Here is a 16,353-nt window from a genome sequence, read left to right as displayed (position 1 = left end):
CCACCCCCACCCCACCCCACGCCGCCCCGACCACGTTCCAGCAACCACAAGCCCTCTCAGCGGACGCAAGCCGCAAGGCTCTTAGGGGCGCGGGGAACTGCGCGAACAACCCCCACCGGCCCGCACCCGCCGCGCCGCCCTCCCCCGGTGGCCTCCTACACCCCGGTCTCCGCCGCCACCCGCCCCGCCCGCACCGCGGAAACCAACTCCGCATGATCCGCCTCAGTACGGTCCGCATAGCCAACGGCAAACGTGGCCATCGCCTCGTCCAACTCCTCGTTCTTGCCGCAATAACCGGCAAGCAGCCGCGGATCGACACTGTGCGAGTGCGCACGAGCCAGCAGCGCCCCGGTCATCCGCGCATAGTCGTCGAGCTGATCGGCGGAGAGCGCGGCCGGATCCACACTGCCCTTCCGGTTCCGGAACTGCCGCACCTGAAAGGCCCGCCCGTCCGCGGTCGTCCAGCCCAGCAGCACGTCGCTGACGACCTGCATCCGCTTCTGCCCCTGAACCACCCGGCGCCCCTCGTGCTCCACCACCGGCGTCTCGAAGCCCGCGGTAGCCAGATGCGGCAGCAGCAGGGACGGACGGGCCTCCTTGACCTGGAGTATCAGTGCCTCACCACGGTGGTCGAGGAGCAGCACGACGTACGAACGGGTACCGACACTGCCCGTACCGACGACCCGGAACGCCACGTCGTGCACCGCGTGCCGGGCCAGCAGCGGGTGCCGGTCCTCGGGGAGCGAGGTGACGTAACCCTCCAGGGCCGCGGCCACGACCGCCGCCTCCTCGTCCGGGACCCGGCGCAGCACCGGCGGGGCGTCGACGAACCGGCGTCCACCGTCCTCGGTCGGCTCGGTGGAGCGCGCGGCGAACCGGCCCGAGGTGTTGCCGCGGGCCTTCTCCGAGACCCGCTCCAGGGTGCCGAGGAGATCGTGGGCGTCGGTGTGGGAGACGAGTTCCTCGTCCGCGATGGCGTTCCAGGCGTCGAGCACGGGGAGCCTGGCCAGCAGCCGCATGGTGCGGCGGTAGGCGCCGACCGTGTCGTGGGCGGCGGCACGGCAGACGTCCTCGTCCGCGCCGCCGGCCCGCCCGGCGAGGACCAGGGAGGCGGCGAGCCGCTTGAGGTCCCACTCCCAGGGCCCGTGGACGGTCTCGTCGAAGTCGTTGAGATCGATGACGAGCCGGCCGGTGGCGTCGCCGTACAGCCCGAAGTTGGCCGCGTGGGCGTCACCGCAGATCTGGGCGCGGACGCGGGTCACGGGGGTGCGGGCGAGGTCGTACGCCATCAGCCCGGCGGCGCCCCGCAGGAACGCGAAGGGAGTGGCCGCCATCCTGCCCACCCGGATCGGCGCGAGCCCCGGCAGCCGGCCGCGGTTCGACTCCTCGACGGCCGTGACGGTGTCCGGCCGGGAGCCGTCGAGTTCGAGCTCGGCGTGCGCCCGCCGCGGCACCCGCTCCCGCAGCGCCTTGCCCTCCTCCTTGGGCGACCCCAGCCCCCGCGCGGACCGCTCCGCAAACCCCGGCACCACCGGAATCCGCGCCCCCGCCCCGTCCCGCACACCGCCATCGGCCACAACGACCGCCTCCCCCGTCCTCACGTGCTCATCCGCACCCGAACATCAACTCGTGCCGACCGTACAACCGCCCCCCACCCCACGTCAGACCCCACCGTGGCCTTTCTCACACACCACGCCCCTGCCCAGCCGCGCCGCTCACCTGCTCTTCGCCTTGCTCCCCCTCGCCATCCAGGTCTGACAAACCCAGCGGGCCAGCGCCCCCATGAGGAGAGCGACGATGATCGCCCCCCAGTCGATGACATGCGGAAGACCCGGAAAGAAGGCGAAGAAGGCGAGTGTCACGAGGAGCCCCGCAACGAACGCGGCGATACCGGCATGCCGCCGCCCCGCCCCTACCTGATCCCGCTCCTGCCGCCTCTCAACCATGAGGAACTCACTTAGTGATGTGGTGACACTGGCTCACTCGGCGCACCCCATTGACAAGAAGAAGCGCACACGCCTTCCCATAACGAGCCAGGGTCTGAGGGGAGTTGTTCCGCATGGGGTCGACCTTGCACTCCGGATGGGTTCGCCCCCGTGACGTCCGGTACCTCCGGTTGCTCGTGTCCGAGTACGTGAAGTCGATACGCCAGTTGCAGAATCCCGTGCTGAGCGCGGCGACGAAGGCGCAGTCGACGCCGGCGTTCTGGTAGGTGATCTTCTTCCCACTGCCCCGGATGATGTGGGTGAACAGACACCCGGTGGGCACCTTCTGTCGGACCGGCCTGCTTCACCGACCCGAGTGATCAAGGAATCATGCGCTGACCAGCAGATTCGTTCCTCCGACTACCCGTCCGGTACCGAGGGCGGCGAGGGTGCCGGGATGGTGAGAGAGACGTCACACCACGAGAGACGTGACACCAGTGGGGAGGTCGCAGCCCTCGCGGTCCCGGTGGCAACGAAAAAGGCCCCCACCGTGATTACGGTGAGGACCCTTCGGTACTGCTCGGAAGCGATCTCGTCGACGCTTCGTGGTGCGCGAGGGGGGAGTTGAACCCCCACGCCCTTTCGGGCACTGGAACCTGAATCCAGCGCGTCTGCCTATTCCGCCACCCGCGCATTGGGTGTGTCTTCGGGCGTTCTCCCCTTGGGGCTGCGGCCTTCCGACATGCAGAACATTAGCACGCGGGACCGGGTGGGTTCACATCCCTTGTCGCCGCCGGGGACCCGCCCCGGACCCCCCGCAGCCCGTGCCGCACCTGCCCCTCCCGTCACGCGGGACCCCGCGTCACGTATCAACCTCGTACCGGTAGCGGCCGTCTCCCCAGGAGCCGGGCGGAGAGCACAGCCGGGTGCGGGACACTGGTCCACGGCCGCCTCTACGATCCATGGGCAGGACCACGCCCCACAGGGAGTTCGAAGAGGCCCTTCGCAGGGAACGGTCGGAGGCGTCGAAACCCTTCGACCGGCCCGACAGGGGGAACCAGCCGATTCAGCGGCGCGTGGATACGATCAGTAAGCAGTACCAAGTACGCAGTACTGGTAAGCAGAGCAACACACAGAGCAATACCCGCAGTACAAGAGGCAGTGAACGACGGAGCGACCGCGCCACCCGCGGTGCTCCCGGGCGCAGTACACACAGTGGCAACGACGGAGGAGGTGCCCCATGGGAGTCCTGAAGAAGTTCGAGCAGCGTCTCGAAGGTCTGGTCAACGGCACCTTCGCCAAAGTCTTCAAGTCCGAGGTCCAGCCGGTGGAGATCGCGGGCGCGCTACAGCGCGAGTGCGACAACAACGCCACCATCTGGAACCGCGACCGGACCGTCGTACCCAACGACTTCATCGTGGAGCTGAGCACGCCGGACTTCGAGCGGCTCAGCCCCTACTCCGGACAGCTCGGTGACGAGCTGGCCGGCATGGTGCGCGACTACGCGAAGCAGCAGCGCTACACCTTCATGGGGCCGATCAAGGTCAACCTGGAGAAGGCGGACGACCTGGACACCGGTCTCTACCGGGTACGCAGCCGTACGCTCGCCTCCTCCACCAGCCAGGCGGCCCCCGCCGGCCCCGGCCCCGCGGCGCCCGCGCCCGCACCGGGCGGCGGCGGCCCCGCCGCACAGCGCCCCGGCGGCGCGGGCTTCCCGCCCCAGCCGGCCGGCGCTCCCCCCATGCCGCCCTCCCCGCCGCCCGCGGGCGGACGTCCCGGGGGGTACGGCTACCCGCAGCCCGCGGCCCCGCAGCGGCCCACGGCCGCCGCACAGGGCTCGCGCACCAGACACTGGATCGAGATCAACGGCACACGCCACCAGATCTCCCGCGCGACGCTCGTGCTGGGCCGCAGCACCGAGGCCGACGCGCGGATCGACGACCCCGGCGTCTCCCGCCGGCACTGCGAGATCCGGACCGGAACGCCCTCGACGATCCAGGATCTCGGGTCCACCAACGGCATCGTGGTGGACGGGCAGCACACCACCCGCGCTACGCTCCGCGACGGCTCACGGATCGTCGTGGGCAGCACCACCGTTATCTACAGGCAAGCCGAAGGGTGATCCGGGGGCAATGTCAGAGCTGACCCTCACGGTCATGCGGCTGGGTTTTCTGGCCGTTCTGTGGCTGTTCGTGATCGTGGCCGTGCAGGTCATCCGCAGCGATCTGTTCGGTACGCGCGTCACTCAGCGCGGGTCCCGACGGGAGTCAGGCCGGCCGCAGCAAGCGGCCCGCCAGGCGCCCCCACAGCAACGCCAGCAACCGGCCGGTGGCCGTTCGCGCCGCAACGCACCGACCAAACTGGTGGTGACGGAGGGAACCCTCACCGGCACCACCGTCGCGCTCCAGGGCCAGACCATCAGTCTGGGCCGCGCACACGACAGCACGATTGTGCTGGACGACGACTACGCCTCCAGCCGCCATGCCAGGATCTACCCGGACCGGGACGGCAACTGGATCGTGGAGGACCTGGGCTCCACCAACGGCACGTACCTCGACCGTGGGCGGCTGACGACCCCCACGCCGATTCCGCTGGGTGCGCCGATCCGGATCGGCAAGACCGTCATCGAGCTGCGGAAGTAGTGCCACGTCATGAATGAGCGCGAGCGGAGCGAGCACGCACCGGTGGTCCTCACCCAGGGCCCGTGCGCGCTCCCGACCGGAGGGTGGGCAGTGTGGCTCGACACGACCGGCTGTACCCGGAGCCGACGGGCGAGGTGGGCATGAGCCTTTCACTGCGCTTCGCCGCCGGATCGCACAAGGGCATGATCCGGGAGGGCAACGAGGACTCCGGTTACGCCGGTCCGCGGCTGCTCGCCATCGCCGACGGCATGGGCGGTGCCGCCGCCGGCGAGGTCGCCTCCTCCGAGGCCATCTCCACCATCGTCGCGCTCGACGACGACATTCCGGGCTCCGACATCCTCACCTCGCTCGGCACCGCCGTACAGCGGGCCAACGACCAGCTGCGCTCCATGGTCGAGGAGGACCCGCAGCTGGAGGGTATGGGCACCACGCTCACCGCCCTGCTGTGGACCGGCCGGCGGCTCGGCCTCGTACACGTCGGCGACTCGCGCGCGTACCTGCTGCGCGACGGTGTGCTGACGCAGATCACGCAGGACCACACCTGGGTGCAACGCCTCGTCGACGAGGGCCGGATCACCGAGGAGGAGGCCACCACCCACCCGCAGCGCTCCCTGCTGATGCGCGCGCTGGGCAGTGGCGACCATGTCGAGCCGGACCTGTCGATCCGTGAAGTCCGGGCCGGCGACCGGTACTTGATCTGCTCCGACGGCCTCTCCGGCGTCGTCTCGCACCAGACGCTGGAAGACACCCTCGCCAGCTACCAGGGCCCGCAGGAGACCGTGCACGAGCTGATCCAGCTCGCGCTGCGCGGCGGCGGCCCCGACAACATCACGGTGATCATCGCCGACGTCCTCGACCTGGACACCTCCGACACCCTCGCCGGGCAGCTGTCCGACGCCCCGGTGATCGTCGGCGCGGTCGCGGAGAACCAGCACCAGCTGAACGACAACGGCATCATGCAGACCCCGGCCGGCCGCGCCTCGGGGCTCGGCCGCCAGGTGCCCGGACAGGGCGGCGGCGGGGGCGAGTTCGGCCCGCCCGGCTCCGGCGACACCACCGGCTTCATCCCGACCGACGGCTTCGGCGGCTACGGGGACGACGACTTCGTCAAACCCCGCAAGGGCCGCTGGCTGAAGAGATCCTTCTACGGGATCCTCGCGCTGGCCGTGGTGGGCGGCGGTCTCTACGGCGGCTGGCGCTGGACGCAGACCCAGTACTACGTCGGTACCAACGGCGAGCACGTCGCGCTGTACCGGGGCATCAACCAGGACCTCGCCTGGGTCTCGCTCTCGGACGTCGAGAAGGACCACCCCGAGATCGAACTCAAGTACCTGCCGCCGTACCAGCAGAAGCTGGTCGAGGCGACGATCGCCGAGGGCGACCTCAAGAACGCCCAGTCGAAGATCGACGAGCTGGCGGTGCAGGCCTCCGCATGCCAGAAGCAGGCCGAGCGGCAGGCCGCCGAGAGCGCCAGGAACTCGCAGAGCGGTGAGGGCGAGGCGGGCGGCACCACCGGAACCGTCCCGTCCTCCTTCACGTCCAAGGCGACCCCGACACCGAATCCCTCAACTTCGACCAATCCTTCGGAGACCACGCCTCCGAATACCGATCAGTCAACGTCCCCGCCCGCGACCACTCCCAGCCCCGGCCCGAGCCTGTCGGAGGAAGAGCAGAAGGTCGTCTCCAATTGCGGTACGCAGTAGGCAAGCCGTGAGAGGCCCTGTCACACGATGAGCAGTCCTTCCAACACGTCGACGCAGCACACGTCCACGATCGGCGCGATCGGTGCGCCGAGCCGGCGCAACACCGAGCTCGCGCTGCTCGTCTTCGCCGTCGCGATCCCGGTGTTCGCCTACGCCAACGTGGGCCTCGCCATCAACGACCAGGTACCGGCCGGCCTGCTGAGCTACGGTCTGGGCCTCGGTCTGCTGGCCGGCGTGGGCCATCTCGTCGTACGCAAGTTCGCGCCGTACGCGGATCCGCTGCTGCTGCCGCTGGCCACGCTGCTGAACGGGCTGGGGCTCGTCGTCATCTGGCGGCTCGACCAGTCCAAGCTGTTGCAGTCCATCGGCCAGGCGGGCACTGCGGCGCCACGGCAGCTGCTGTACACGGCGATGGGCATCGCGCTCTTCATCGTGGTGCTGATCTTCCTCAAGGACCACCGGGTCCTCCAGCGCTACACGTACATCTCCATGGTCGGCGCGGTGTTCCTGCTGCTGCTGCCCCTGGTACCGGGCCTCGGCCGGAACATCTACGGCGCCAAGATCTGGATCCAGGTCGCCGGATTCTCCATCCAGCCCGGTGAGTTCGCGAAGATCGTGCTGGCGATCTTCTTCGCCGGCTACCTGATGGTGAAGCGCGACGCGCTGGCCCTCGCCAGCCGCCGCGTCATGGGCCTGTACCTGCCGCGCGGCCGCGACCTCGGTCCGATCCTCGTGGTCTGGGCGATCTCGATCCTGATCCTGGTCTTCGAGACCGACCTCGGCACGTCGCTGCTGTTCTTCGGAATGTTCATCATCATGCTGTACGTCGCCACCGAGCGGACCAGCTGGATCGTCTTCGGTCTGCTGATGTCCGCGGTCGGCGCGGTCGGCGTGGCCTCGTTCGAACCGCACATCCAGCAGCGCGTCGACGCCTGGCTCGACCCGATGCGCGAGTACACCCTCAGCCAGCAGCAAGTACCCGGCCACTCCGAGCAGGCGATGCAGGCCCTGTGGGCGTTCGGCTCCGGCGGCACCCTGGGCACCGGCCTCGGCCAGGGCCACTCCGACCTGATCCGGTTCGCCGCCAACTCCGACTTCATCCTCGCCACCTTCGGCGAGGAGCTGGGCCTGGCCGGCCTGATGGCGATCCTGATGATCTACGCGCTGATCGTGGAGCGGGGTGTGCGCACCGCGCTCGCCGCCCGTGACCCGTTCGGCAAGCTGCTCGCCATCGGCCTGTCCGGCGCCTTCGCGCTCCAGGTCTTCGTCGTCGCCGGCGGTGTGATGGGCCTCATCCCGCTGACCGGTATGACGATGCCGTTCCTGGCGTTCGGCGGTTCCTCGGTCATCGCCAACTGGGCGCTGATCGGGATCCTGATCAGGATCAGCGACACCGCCCGCCGCCCGGCGCCGTCCCCCGCGCCCAACCCCGACGCCGAGATGACCCAGGTGGTCCGCCCGTCATGAACAAGCCCCTGCGCCGGATCGCGATCTTCTGCGGTCTCCTCGTCCTCACCCTGCTGATAAGGGACAACTTCCTTCAGTACGTGCAGGCCGACGAACTGGCGAGCGACCCGAAGAACCGCCGGGTCGCCATCGAGCGGTACGCGTCACCGCGCGGCAACATCATCGTGGACGGCAAGGCGATCACCGGCTTCCGCAAGGCCAAGAGCGGCGACTTCGAGTACGTCCGTACGTACAAGGACGGCCCCATGTGGGCGCCCGTCACCGGCTACACCTCGCAGGCGTTCGGCGCCAGCCAGCTGGAGAGCATCGAGGACGGCATCCTCACCGGCAACGACGACCGGCTGTTCTTCCGCAACACCCTCGACATGCTCACCGGCAAGTCGAAGGAGGGCGGCAACGTCGTCACCACCCTCAACGCCGCCGCGCAGAAGGCCGCCTACGACGGTCTCGCCAAGCGCGGCAAGGGCGCGGTGGCCGCGATCGAGCCGTCCACGGGCAAGATCCTGGCGCTGGCCTCGTACCCCTCGTACGACCCGTCGTCCTTCGCCGGCTACTCGAACGACGACGCCGAGGCCTGGGGCAAGCTCCAGAAGAAGGAGAACGCGGACGACCCGATGCTGAACCGGGCGCTGCGCGAGGTGTACCCGCCGGGCTCGACGTTCAAGGTGCTCACGGCCGCCGCGGCGCTGGAGCACGGGCTGTACAAGGACGCCGACGAGAAGACGGACTCGCCGGACCCGTGGACCATGGAGGGCACCAACACAGAGCTGCCCAACGAGGGCAACATCCCGTGCAAGAACGCGACGCTGCGGGTGGCCCTCCAGTACTCCTGCAACACGGTCTTCGGCAAGGTCGGCTCCGACCTCGGCAACGACAAGATGCTGGAGACGGCCAAGAAGTTCGGCTTCGACACCGAGCAGTTCGTGCCGGTTCGCTCCACCGCCTCGGTCTTCTCCGAGGACATGAACGCCTCGCAGACCGCGCTGTCCTCCATCGGCCAGTTCAACACCGCCGCGACCCCGCTCCAGATGGCGATGGTCGCCTCCGCGGTCGCCAACGACGGCAAGCTGATGAAGCCGTACATGGTCGACAAGCTCCAGGCCCCGAGCCTCGACACCATCGAGCAGACGGACCCGGAGGAGATGAGCCGGCCGCTGTCCTCGGAGAACGCGCAGATCCTCCAGTCGATGATGGAGACCGTGGTCACCGACGGCACCGGCAAGGCCGCACAGATCCCGGGCGTCACGGTGGGCGGCAAGACCGGTACCGCCCAGCACGGCGTCGAGAACAGTGAGAAGCCGTACGCCTGGTTCATCTCCTACGCGAAGACCGAGTCCGGTTCGCCGGTCGCCGTCGCCGTGGTGGTCGAGGACCAGAACGCCGACCGCGAGCAGATCTCCGGCGGCGGCCTCGCGGCCCCGATCGCCAAGAGTGTGATGGAGGCCGTCATCGGCGACAAGCAGTGACCCCCATCACGTCCCCTTCACATCGGTGCACGTTGCGATACCGGTCCTGTATCGGGTGACGGGCTTGGCCAGGTCACACAATTCCATCCGGGTACGGTAGGCCCGGACGGCAGCCTCCGACCCGTACGAACGTACGGGCCGGGACCGACGGAGAGGGCTGGTAGGTAGCTTATGGAAGAGCCGCGTCGCCTCGGCGGCCGGTACGAGCTGGGCCATGTGCTCGGCCGTGGTGGCATGGCGGAGGTATACCTCGCGCATGACACCCGCCTCGGCCGCACCGTGGCGGTGAAGACGCTGCGCGCGGATCTCGCGCGCGACCCGTCCTTCCAGGCCCGGTTCCGCCGGGAGGCCCAGTCGGCCGCCTCGCTCAACCATCCCGCAATCGTGGCGGTCTACGACACGGGCGAGGACTACATCGACGGGGTCTCGATCCCGTACATCGTCATGGAGTACGTCGACGGGTCCACACTCCGCGAACTGCTGCACTCCGGCCGCAAGCTGCTGCCCGAGCGCACGCTGGAGATGACCATCGGCATCCTCCAGGCCCTGGAGTACTCGCACCGCGCCGGCATCGTGCACCGCGACATCAAGCCCGCGAACGTCATGCTGACGCGCAACGGCCAGGTCAAGGTCATGGACTTCGGCATCGCCCGCGCCATGGGCGACTCCGGCATGACGATGACCCAGACCTCCGCGGTCATCGGCACCGCCCAGTACCTCTCCCCGGAGCAGGCCAAGGGCGAGCAGGTCGACGCACGGTCCGACCTCTACTCGGCGGGTTGTCTGCTCTACGAGCTGCTGACGGTCCGGCCACCGTTCATCGGTGACTCACCGGTCGCGGTCGCCTACCAGCACGTACGGGAGGAGCCGCAGGCCCCGAGCGTCTTCGATCCGGAGATCACTCCGGAGATGGACGCGATCGTCCTGAAGGCCCTGGTCAAGGACCCCAACTACCGCTACCAGTCGGCCGACGAGATGCGCGCCGACATCGAGGCCTGTCTCGACGGACAGCCGGTGGCGGCCACGGCCGCCATGGGCGCGGTGGGCTACGGCGGCTACCCCGACGACCAGCCGACCACGGCCCTGCGCTCCTCGGACGCCGGCGCCACGTCGATGCTGCCGCCGATGAACCCGGACGACGGCGGTTACGGCTACGACGACCGCCCCGACCGGCGCCGCCAGAAGAAGTCGAACACCTCCACGATCCTGCTGGTGGTGGCGGCGGTACTGGTGCTGGTGGGCGCGATCCTGATCGGCCGGTGGGTGTTCGCCGGCGACGGGGTGAGCAACGACCAGGTGGCGGTGCCGAACTTCGTCGGTCAGACGGAGGACGACGCCAGGAAACAGGTGACCAACGCCGATCTCCAGCTCTCCGTCAGCAACAAGCCGTGCGAGGACCAGCCCAAGGGCAACGTGTGCTCGCAGGACCCGACCGGCGGCACCAAGGTCGACAAGGGCACGACGATCAACCTCGTCGTCTCGACCGGGGCGCCCAAGGTCGTCGTACCGAGTGTGGTCGGCGACAGCCTCGACGACGCGAAGGCGAAGCTGGAGGGCGACGAGTTCCAGTTCGTCGTGAAGACGGAGACCAAGGAGTCCTCGGAGGAACCCAACACGGTCCTGGAGCAGGACCCCGGCCTCGGCGACGAGGTCGAGAAGGGCTCCACGATCACCCTGACGGTCGCCAAGGAGGCCGAGAAGGCCACGGTCCCGAACGTGGTGGGCCAGAGCTGTGACGACGCACGGGCCCAGCTGGAGGCCAACGACCTCACCGGCACGTGCACCGAGGTGCCGACACAGGACCAGAACCAGGACGGCAAGGTCATCGAGTCCACCCCGGCGGCCAACTCGTCAGTGGACCCGGGCTCGACGGTCACCCTGAAGGTCGGCAAGTTCGAACAGCAGAAGAAGCAGGTCCCGGACGTCCGCAACCAGACGGTCGCCCAGGCCCGCCAGACCCTTCAGTCCCAGGGCTTCAACAACATCCAGTTCGCCCAGGGCAGCGATCAGAGTGACCAGGCGCTGGTGATCAACCAGGACCCCGCCGGCGGCACCGAGGTCGACGACCCGGGAGCCACGACCATCACCCTCCAGACCGTCGGTCTCGGCGGTAACAACGGAGGCGGCAACGGCGGCTTCATCGGAGGCGGCGGCGACGACTGATCCCCGCCTCTGAACACGGCATCACATGAGTGGGCCCCGCCGGAACCGTCCGGCGGGGCCCACTCACGTACGGCGACGGTTCAGCCGCGGCCGAGTTCCTTCGGTGGGGTGCGGGCCGCGTCGACCCTGTCGACGCGTTCCAGTTCGCCCCAGACGACGTAGCGGTAGCGGCTGGTGAAGATGGGGGTGCAGGTCGTCAGGGTGATGTACTTGCCGGCCTTCTTCCTGCCGGACTCCTTGGGGACCGGGCCGAGGACGTCGACGTTGTACTTCGAGGTCTCCGGCAGCACCGCGTAGACCTTGTAGACGTACCAGTCGTTCTTCGTCTCGAAGACGATCGGGTCGCCCTTCTCCAGCTTGTGGATGTTGTGGAACTTGGCGCCGTGGCCGTCGCGGTGCGCGGCGAGCGAGAAGTTGCCGTTCTTGCCGCTGGTGGGGAGGGTCGCCTTGACGGGGTCGGTGTAGTAGCCGGCGACACCGTCGTTGAGCCGCTCGGTGTTCGTGCCCTTCTCGACCAGGATCTCGCCCCTGCCCATCGCGGGGACGTGCAGGAAGCCGATGCCGTCCTTGGTGTCCAGCGCGCCGGGACCGGTGGACTCCTGGGCCCAGTGGTCGCGGACCTTGTCGCCCTCCTTGTCGGCCTTCCGGTCGGCGAGGACGTTCGTCCACCACAGGGAGTAGACGACGAAGAGGCCGAGCACCAGCCCGGCCGTGATGAGGAGTTCACCGAAGACGCTGACCGCCATCGCGATCCGGCCGGGTCCCCGGCGCCGCGCCGGCGGCCCGGAGCCGGGCGCCGCGGTGTGCTCTTCGGTGTCGTCGGTGGTCGCTGCCACGGTCATCCGCCCTTGCCGGTCCTAGTCAACGAGCGCATCCGGCTTGCCCTCGCTGCGCGGCCGCTCCTCGACCATCTTGCCCCAGACGATCATCCGGTACTTGCTGGTGAACTCCGGCGTACAGGTCGTCAGCGTGATGTAGCGGCCCGGCTCCTTGAACCCGGACTGCGCCGGTACGGGATCCAGGACGCTGACGTTGCTCGGCTGGGTCACCGGCAGGATCGACGCCATCTTGTAGACGTAGTACGTGTCCTGGGTCTCCACGACGATCGGATCCCCGGGGCTGAGCTTGTTGATGTACCGGAACGGCTCGCCGTGGGTGTTGCGATGGCCCGCGAGCCCGAAGTTCCCCGTTTTGGCGTCCGGCATCGCCGTCTTCAGCTTGCCGTCCCCGTAGTGGCCGACCATGCCCTTGTCGAGCACACCCTTGTTGCTGGTGCCCTCGGCGATCGGCACGACCACGTCCAGCTTGGGGATGCGCAGGATGGCGAAGCCCTGGCCGGGTTCGAAGGTCCCGGGGTTGCGCTTGCCGTTGGCCCAGTCCTCCTGGAGGTCGCTGGCCTCCTTGCCGGCCTGCGCGTGCGCCCGGACGTTCGTCCACCACAGCTGGTAGGTGACGAAGAGCAGCATCAGGACGCCGGTGGTGATGAACACCTCACCGATCGCCCGGCTGGCGACCACCGACGCGCTGGGCTTGCGGGAGCGGGCGAGCTTGCGCGCCTCCACGCGGGAGAGCGGTGCCCCCGACCCGGCGCCGGCCTCGCCGGTCTCGTCGTCCGCCGTTCCGCCGGAACCGGCGGGGTGCCCATGGGTACCACCGCGCCCATGACGCCGCTTGGCGGCCTTTCTACGGGCCGCACGGCCACCGGAGGCGGTATCGGACCCCGACGGCTCGGCGGCACCGCGAGAGGCGGATATGGGCTCGCCCGGCAGCTCGGGTATGCGCAGCGCGACGGTCTCTTCGTCGATGGGGGGCTGCGGGACGGACCGCGGCGGAGCGGAGGGCTGCGGCTGCCCGGCGCGCCGACGGCCGGTCGGGCGCTGCTGGGACGGGTGCTGCTGGACCGGGTGCTGCTGGACCGGGGGGCGCTGGTGGACCGGGTCTCCGTGGATCGGCGGCAGCACCTGTGTGTCGGACGGGGCGGGCGCCGGAGGCGCCTCGTAGGGCGGCGCTGCCGCGAAGTCCTCGCCCGCATACGGGCCTTCACCCCGGTACGGAACCTCACCCGGATACGGGCCCTCGCCCGGGTACGGCCCCTCACCCGCATACGGACCCTCGCCCGCGTACGCGCCCTCGAACGCACCCGGCACCCCGTACGGCTCCTGCCCGTACGAGGTCCCCCGGTCGCCGACCCCGTAGGCGGAGTCGGACTCGCGCTCGGGGCGCAGCGCGGTCACGCCGTGGCCCTGCCCACGACCGGCGCCAGCCCCACCGATCTGGCCACCGCGTCCCGGTCACCGCACTCCACGAGCCAGTTGGCGAGCATCAGGTGCCCGTGCTCGGTCAGGACCGACTCGGGGTGGAACTGCACTCCCTCGACGGGCAGTTCCCGGTGGCGCAGGCCCATCACGATGCCGTCGTGGGTACGGGCGGTGACCTCCAGCTCGGCCGGGACGGTGGCCGGCTCGGCGGCCAGCGAGTGGTACCGGGTGGCGGTGAACGGCGAGGGCAGTCCGGCGAAGACGCCCCTGCCCGCGTGCTCCACGAGCGAGGTCTTGCCGTGCAGCAGCTCCGGCGCGCGGTCCACGACACCGCCGTACGCGACCTGCATCGACTGCATACCGAGGCAGACGCCGAAGACGGGCACGCCGGTCGACGCGCAGTGCCGGACCATGTCGACGCAGACACCGGCCTGCTCGGGCGTACCGGGGCCGGGGGAGAGCAGGACGCCGTCGAAGCCGTCCTGGGCATGGGCGGTGCCGACCTCGTCGTTGCGCAGCACCTCGCACTCGGCGCCGAGCTGGTAGAGGTACTGGACCAGGTTGAAGACGAAGCTGTCGTAGTTGTCGACGACAAGGATGCGCGCGCTCACTGGTTGTCCACCGTCACGTCGTTGAAGGGAAGCAGCGGTTCGGCCCACGGAAACACGTACTGGAACAGGACGTAGACCACGGCCATGACAAGTACGAGTGAAAGCAGCAGTTTCACCAATGCGTTCCCCGGCAGATGCCGCCAGATCCAGCCGTACATGCCGTCCCTTCCGTTGACCCACGGCACCAGACTCACGCCGTACTCGCTCCAGACTAACGGCGCAGTGCCTCTGGTTTCCCGGCCTCCACGGGCTGGGTGGAGTCCAGATGCGCCCAGACGATCAGCCGGTGGCTGTGCCCCCACTCGGGATCGCAGGTCGTCAGCGTGAGGTAGCGGCCGGTGCGGCTGTAGCCCGACTTCTCGGGAACAGGATCGATCACCTCCACATCCGTCGGGACCGTCTTGTAGGGACCTTTGTCGATCCTGTACGTGAACCAGGTGGTCCCGTCGGTGAGCACCACCGCGTCCCCGCGGCGCAGTTCGGGGAAGTTTTTGAAGGGGTCGCCGTACGTGCGCCGGTGCCCGGCGACGGAGAAGTTCCCCTTCTCCCCGAGCTGCGCGGTCCCGGCGTAGTGCCCGAGCCCCTTCTTGAGGGTTCCGGTGGCGGTGCCCTCGAGAACCGGCTTGTTCCACGTGAAACCAAGCCGCGGAATGTACATGATCGCGAAGGGTTCGCCGCTTTTGTACGGTTTCTGCGCGGGCGGATCGCTCGCCGCGGCACCCGGCGCCGGCGTCGGCGCCGGCCGTGTACCCGACTGCGACCACCGGTCCTCGAGCCGTGCGATCTGGTCGTCCATCACATGGTCGGCCTTCACGCCGGTCCAGAACAGCACGTACACCACAAAGAGCACGATCACGGTGCCGGCGGTGATGCACAGCTCGCTGACGGTTCTGACGACAACGCGCACCGGCGGCTCCTGAAGAGACGCTTACTCCACGGGCTTGGCGTAGTGCAGATCCACTGTGCCCGAGTACCCGGGCAGAGTCACCGCCCCGTCCTCCTCGACTTTCCAGCCGAGTCCGTACACGTTGACGTACACCATGTAGTTCTGGATCGCGGGGCTCGCGGTCAGCGCCTTCTGCAACTTCTCCGGATCCCCGACCGCGGTGATCTTGTACGGCGGTGAGTAGACCCGGCCCTGGAGGATCAGGGTGTTGCCGACGCAGCGCACGGCGCTGGTGGAGATCAGCCGCTGGTCCATGACCTTGATGCCCTTGGCGCCGCCCTGCCAGAGGGCGTTGACCACGGCCTGGAGGTCCTGCTGGTGGATGACCAGGTAGTCGGGCTGCGGCTCGGGGTAGCCGGGGAGCTTGGCGGTGGCGTTGGGCGGGGCGTCGTTGAGGGTGACGCTGATCGCCTCGCCGGAGAGCTTCTGCGTCCCCGCGTACTTCTCCAGGGCCTCCAGCTTGTCGTCCTCGGCCTTGGTGCTGCCGTCGTCCCGCTCGGCGAGCGATTCGACCTGTTCGCGCAGCGAGGCGTTGGACTCGTCCCGTTCGCCGTTCTCGCCGCTGCGTTCCTGGATCAGGTCGGAGAGCTTCAGCAAGGAGGCGTCCGTACGGATATCGGTGCCTTTGGCAGTATTGAAGCTGGTGAAGAAAATAAGTCCGGCGAGAGCGAAGACGCCGACCGTAAGGACCCGTACCGGTCGGAAACGGGTCTTGCGGGCAGCGCTGGACCCGGTCTCGGGGGAGTCGGCAGAATTGCTCAACGTACCCTTATCTCCTTCGGCGCCGCGGAAGCACTACGCTAACGGACGCCCGGGGGAGCACTCAGTGTCCCCTTGTACGCTGCCCCGAGCCCGACCCGAGTTCCCTGCGCGGCCACGCAGCGCATCGACAGGAGAGACCCTCGTGCCGAAGTCACGTATCCGCAAGAAGGCTGACTACACGCCGCCGCCGTCGAAGCAGGCGACGACGATCAAGCTGACCAATCGCGCATGGGTCGCACCCGTCATGCTGGCGATGTTCCTCGTCGGCCTGGCATGGATCGTCGTCTTCTACGTCACCGACGGTTCCCTCCCGATCGACGGGTTGGACAACTGGAACATCGTGGTCGGCTTCGGCTTCATCGCCGCGGGATTCGGCGTCTCGACCCAGTGGAAGTAGGGCTCGGACGCGA

General features: G+C 68.7%; 15 protein-coding genes and 1 tRNA gene. 7 read left to right on the top strand and 9 right to left on the bottom strand.

Annotated features, from left to right (window positions below; translation table 11 throughout):
- Positions 1-155: 155 nt before the first annotated feature.
- From ACIQAC_RS09595 to ACIQAC_RS09585, 3 genes are all read right to left on the bottom strand, one after another.
- Positions 156-1,601, bottom strand: coding sequence for a DUF2252 domain-containing protein (locus ACIQAC_RS09595; RefSeq protein ID WP_402188646.1), 1,446 nt, complete (start codon positions 1,599-1,601; stop codon positions 156-158).
- A gap of 114 nt (positions 1,602-1,715) precedes the next feature.
- Complete coding sequence (locus ACIQAC_RS09590) at positions 1,716-1,946, bottom strand: hypothetical protein (RefSeq protein WP_402188645.1); 231 nt, start codon at positions 1,944-1,946, stop codon at positions 1,716-1,718.
- 585 nt (positions 1,947-2,531) lie between these two features.
- Positions 2,532-2,618: transfer RNA gene (locus tag ACIQAC_RS09585), tRNA-Leu, on the bottom strand.
- A gap of 547 nt (positions 2,619-3,165) precedes the next feature.
- Between ACIQAC_RS09585 and ACIQAC_RS09580 the strand changes: the two genes are divergently transcribed.
- From ACIQAC_RS09580 to pknB, 6 genes are all read left to right on the top strand, one after another.
- Positions 3,166-4,047, top strand: a complete 882-nt coding sequence (locus tag ACIQAC_RS09580) for an FhaA domain-containing protein (protein ID WP_402188643.1) — start codon at positions 3,166-3,168, stop codon at positions 4,045-4,047.
- Positions 4,048-4,057: 10 nt separating this feature from the next.
- Entirely contained in the window at positions 4,058-4,567 is a 510-nt protein-coding gene (locus tag ACIQAC_RS09575; RefSeq protein ID WP_402188641.1) for an FHA domain-containing protein, read from the top strand.
- 140 nt (positions 4,568-4,707) lie between these two features.
- Complete coding sequence (locus ACIQAC_RS09570) at positions 4,708-6,270, top strand: Stp1/IreP family PP2C-type Ser/Thr phosphatase (RefSeq protein ID WP_402189284.1); 1,563 nt, start codon at positions 4,708-4,710, stop codon at positions 6,268-6,270.
- Positions 6,271-6,297: 27 nt separating this feature from the next.
- Positions 6,298-7,737 carry an FtsW/RodA/SpoVE family cell cycle protein gene (locus ACIQAC_RS09565; RefSeq protein WP_402188640.1) on the top strand — a complete coding sequence of 480 codons (1,440 nt, stop codon included), beginning with the start codon at positions 6,298-6,300 and terminating at the stop codon, positions 7,735-7,737.
- The gene (locus tag ACIQAC_RS09560) at positions 7,734-9,203 is read left to right on the top strand and encodes a peptidoglycan D,D-transpeptidase FtsI family protein (RefSeq protein WP_402188638.1); all 1,470 of its coding nucleotides are present in this window, start codon (positions 7,734-7,736) and stop codon (positions 9,201-9,203) included. Before ACIQAC_RS09565 ends, ACIQAC_RS09560 begins: the two co-directional genes overlap by 4 nt.
- Before the next feature lie 171 nt (positions 9,204-9,374).
- Positions 9,375-11,366 carry a Stk1 family PASTA domain-containing Ser/Thr kinase gene (pknB, locus tag ACIQAC_RS09555; RefSeq protein WP_402188636.1) on the top strand — a complete coding sequence of 664 codons (1,992 nt, stop codon included), beginning with the start codon at positions 9,375-9,377 and terminating at the stop codon, positions 11,364-11,366.
- An 80-nt stretch (positions 11,367-11,446) separates the two neighbouring features.
- Here pknB and ACIQAC_RS09550 read toward each other — a convergent pair whose 3' ends face one another.
- From ACIQAC_RS09550 to ACIQAC_RS09525, 6 genes are read right to left on the bottom strand one after another with little or no spacing between them, the layout of a single operon-like run.
- On the bottom strand, positions 11,447-12,202 hold the full coding sequence (locus ACIQAC_RS09550) for a class E sortase (protein WP_402188634.1): 756 nt from the start codon (positions 12,200-12,202) through the stop codon (positions 11,447-11,449).
- Between the two features lie 21 nt (positions 12,203-12,223).
- Complete coding sequence (locus ACIQAC_RS09545; protein WP_402188632.1) at positions 12,224-13,600, bottom strand: class E sortase; 1,377 nt, start codon at positions 13,598-13,600, stop codon at positions 12,224-12,226.
- Positions 13,597-14,235 (bottom strand): aminodeoxychorismate/anthranilate synthase component II, encoded by a 639-nt coding sequence (locus tag ACIQAC_RS09540; protein WP_402188631.1) that lies wholly within the window; start codon positions 14,233-14,235, stop codon positions 13,597-13,599. The genes ACIQAC_RS09545 and ACIQAC_RS09540 overlap by 4 nt, the downstream gene beginning before the upstream one ends.
- Entirely contained in the window at positions 14,232-14,429 is a 198-nt protein-coding gene (locus ACIQAC_RS09535; protein WP_402189331.1) for a hypothetical protein, read from the bottom strand. Before ACIQAC_RS09535 ends, ACIQAC_RS09540 begins: the two co-directional genes overlap by 4 nt.
- Positions 14,430-14,446: 17 nt before the next feature.
- Positions 14,447-15,142 carry a class E sortase gene (locus ACIQAC_RS09530; protein ID WP_402188629.1) on the bottom strand — a complete coding sequence of 232 codons (696 nt, stop codon included), beginning with the start codon at positions 15,140-15,142 and terminating at the stop codon, positions 14,447-14,449.
- A gap of 21 nt (positions 15,143-15,163) precedes the next feature.
- Positions 15,164-15,943, bottom strand: coding sequence for a DUF881 domain-containing protein (locus ACIQAC_RS09525; protein ID WP_402188628.1), 780 nt, complete (start codon positions 15,941-15,943; stop codon positions 15,164-15,166).
- 142 nt (positions 15,944-16,085) lie between these two features.
- Here ACIQAC_RS09525 and crgA point away from each other — a divergent pair, with 142 nt between their 5' ends.
- Entirely contained in the window at positions 16,086-16,340 is a 255-nt protein-coding gene (gene crgA / locus ACIQAC_RS09520) for a cell division protein CrgA (RefSeq protein WP_402188626.1), read from the top strand.
- The last annotated feature ends 13 nt before the right edge of the window (positions 16,341-16,353 follow it).

The organism is Streptomyces sp. NPDC088387 (assembly GCF_044753385.1).
GTDB lineage: Bacteria > Actinomycetota > Actinomycetes > Streptomycetales > Streptomycetaceae > Streptomyces.
This window is presented reverse-complemented; position numbering and strand designations above follow the sequence as displayed.

Excerpts from the sequence above, each read along its gene's own strand:
- ACIQAC_RS09580 (WP_402188643.1), top strand. The coding sequence starts at position 3,166 with ATGGGAGTCCTGAAGAAGTTCGAGCAGCGTCTCGAAGGTCTGGTCAAC.
- ACIQAC_RS09590 (WP_402188645.1), bottom strand. The coding sequence starts at position 1,946 with ATGGTTGAGAGGCGGCAGGAGCGGGATCAGGTAGGGGCGGGGCGGCGG.
- ACIQAC_RS09575 (WP_402188641.1), top strand. The coding sequence starts at position 4,058 with ATGTCAGAGCTGACCCTCACGGTCATGCGGCTGGGTTTTCTGGCCGTT.
- ACIQAC_RS09560 (WP_402188638.1), top strand. The coding sequence starts at position 7,734 with ATGAACAAGCCCCTGCGCCGGATCGCGATCTTCTGCGGTCTCCTCGTC.
- ACIQAC_RS09570 (WP_402189284.1), top strand. The coding sequence starts at position 4,708 with ATGAGCCTTTCACTGCGCTTCGCCGCCGGATCGCACAAGGGCATGATC.
- ACIQAC_RS09565 (WP_402188640.1), top strand. The coding sequence starts at position 6,298 with ATGAGCAGTCCTTCCAACACGTCGACGCAGCACACGTCCACGATCGGC.
- pknB (WP_402188636.1), top strand. The coding sequence starts at position 9,375 with ATGGAAGAGCCGCGTCGCCTCGGCGGCCGGTACGAGCTGGGCCATGTG.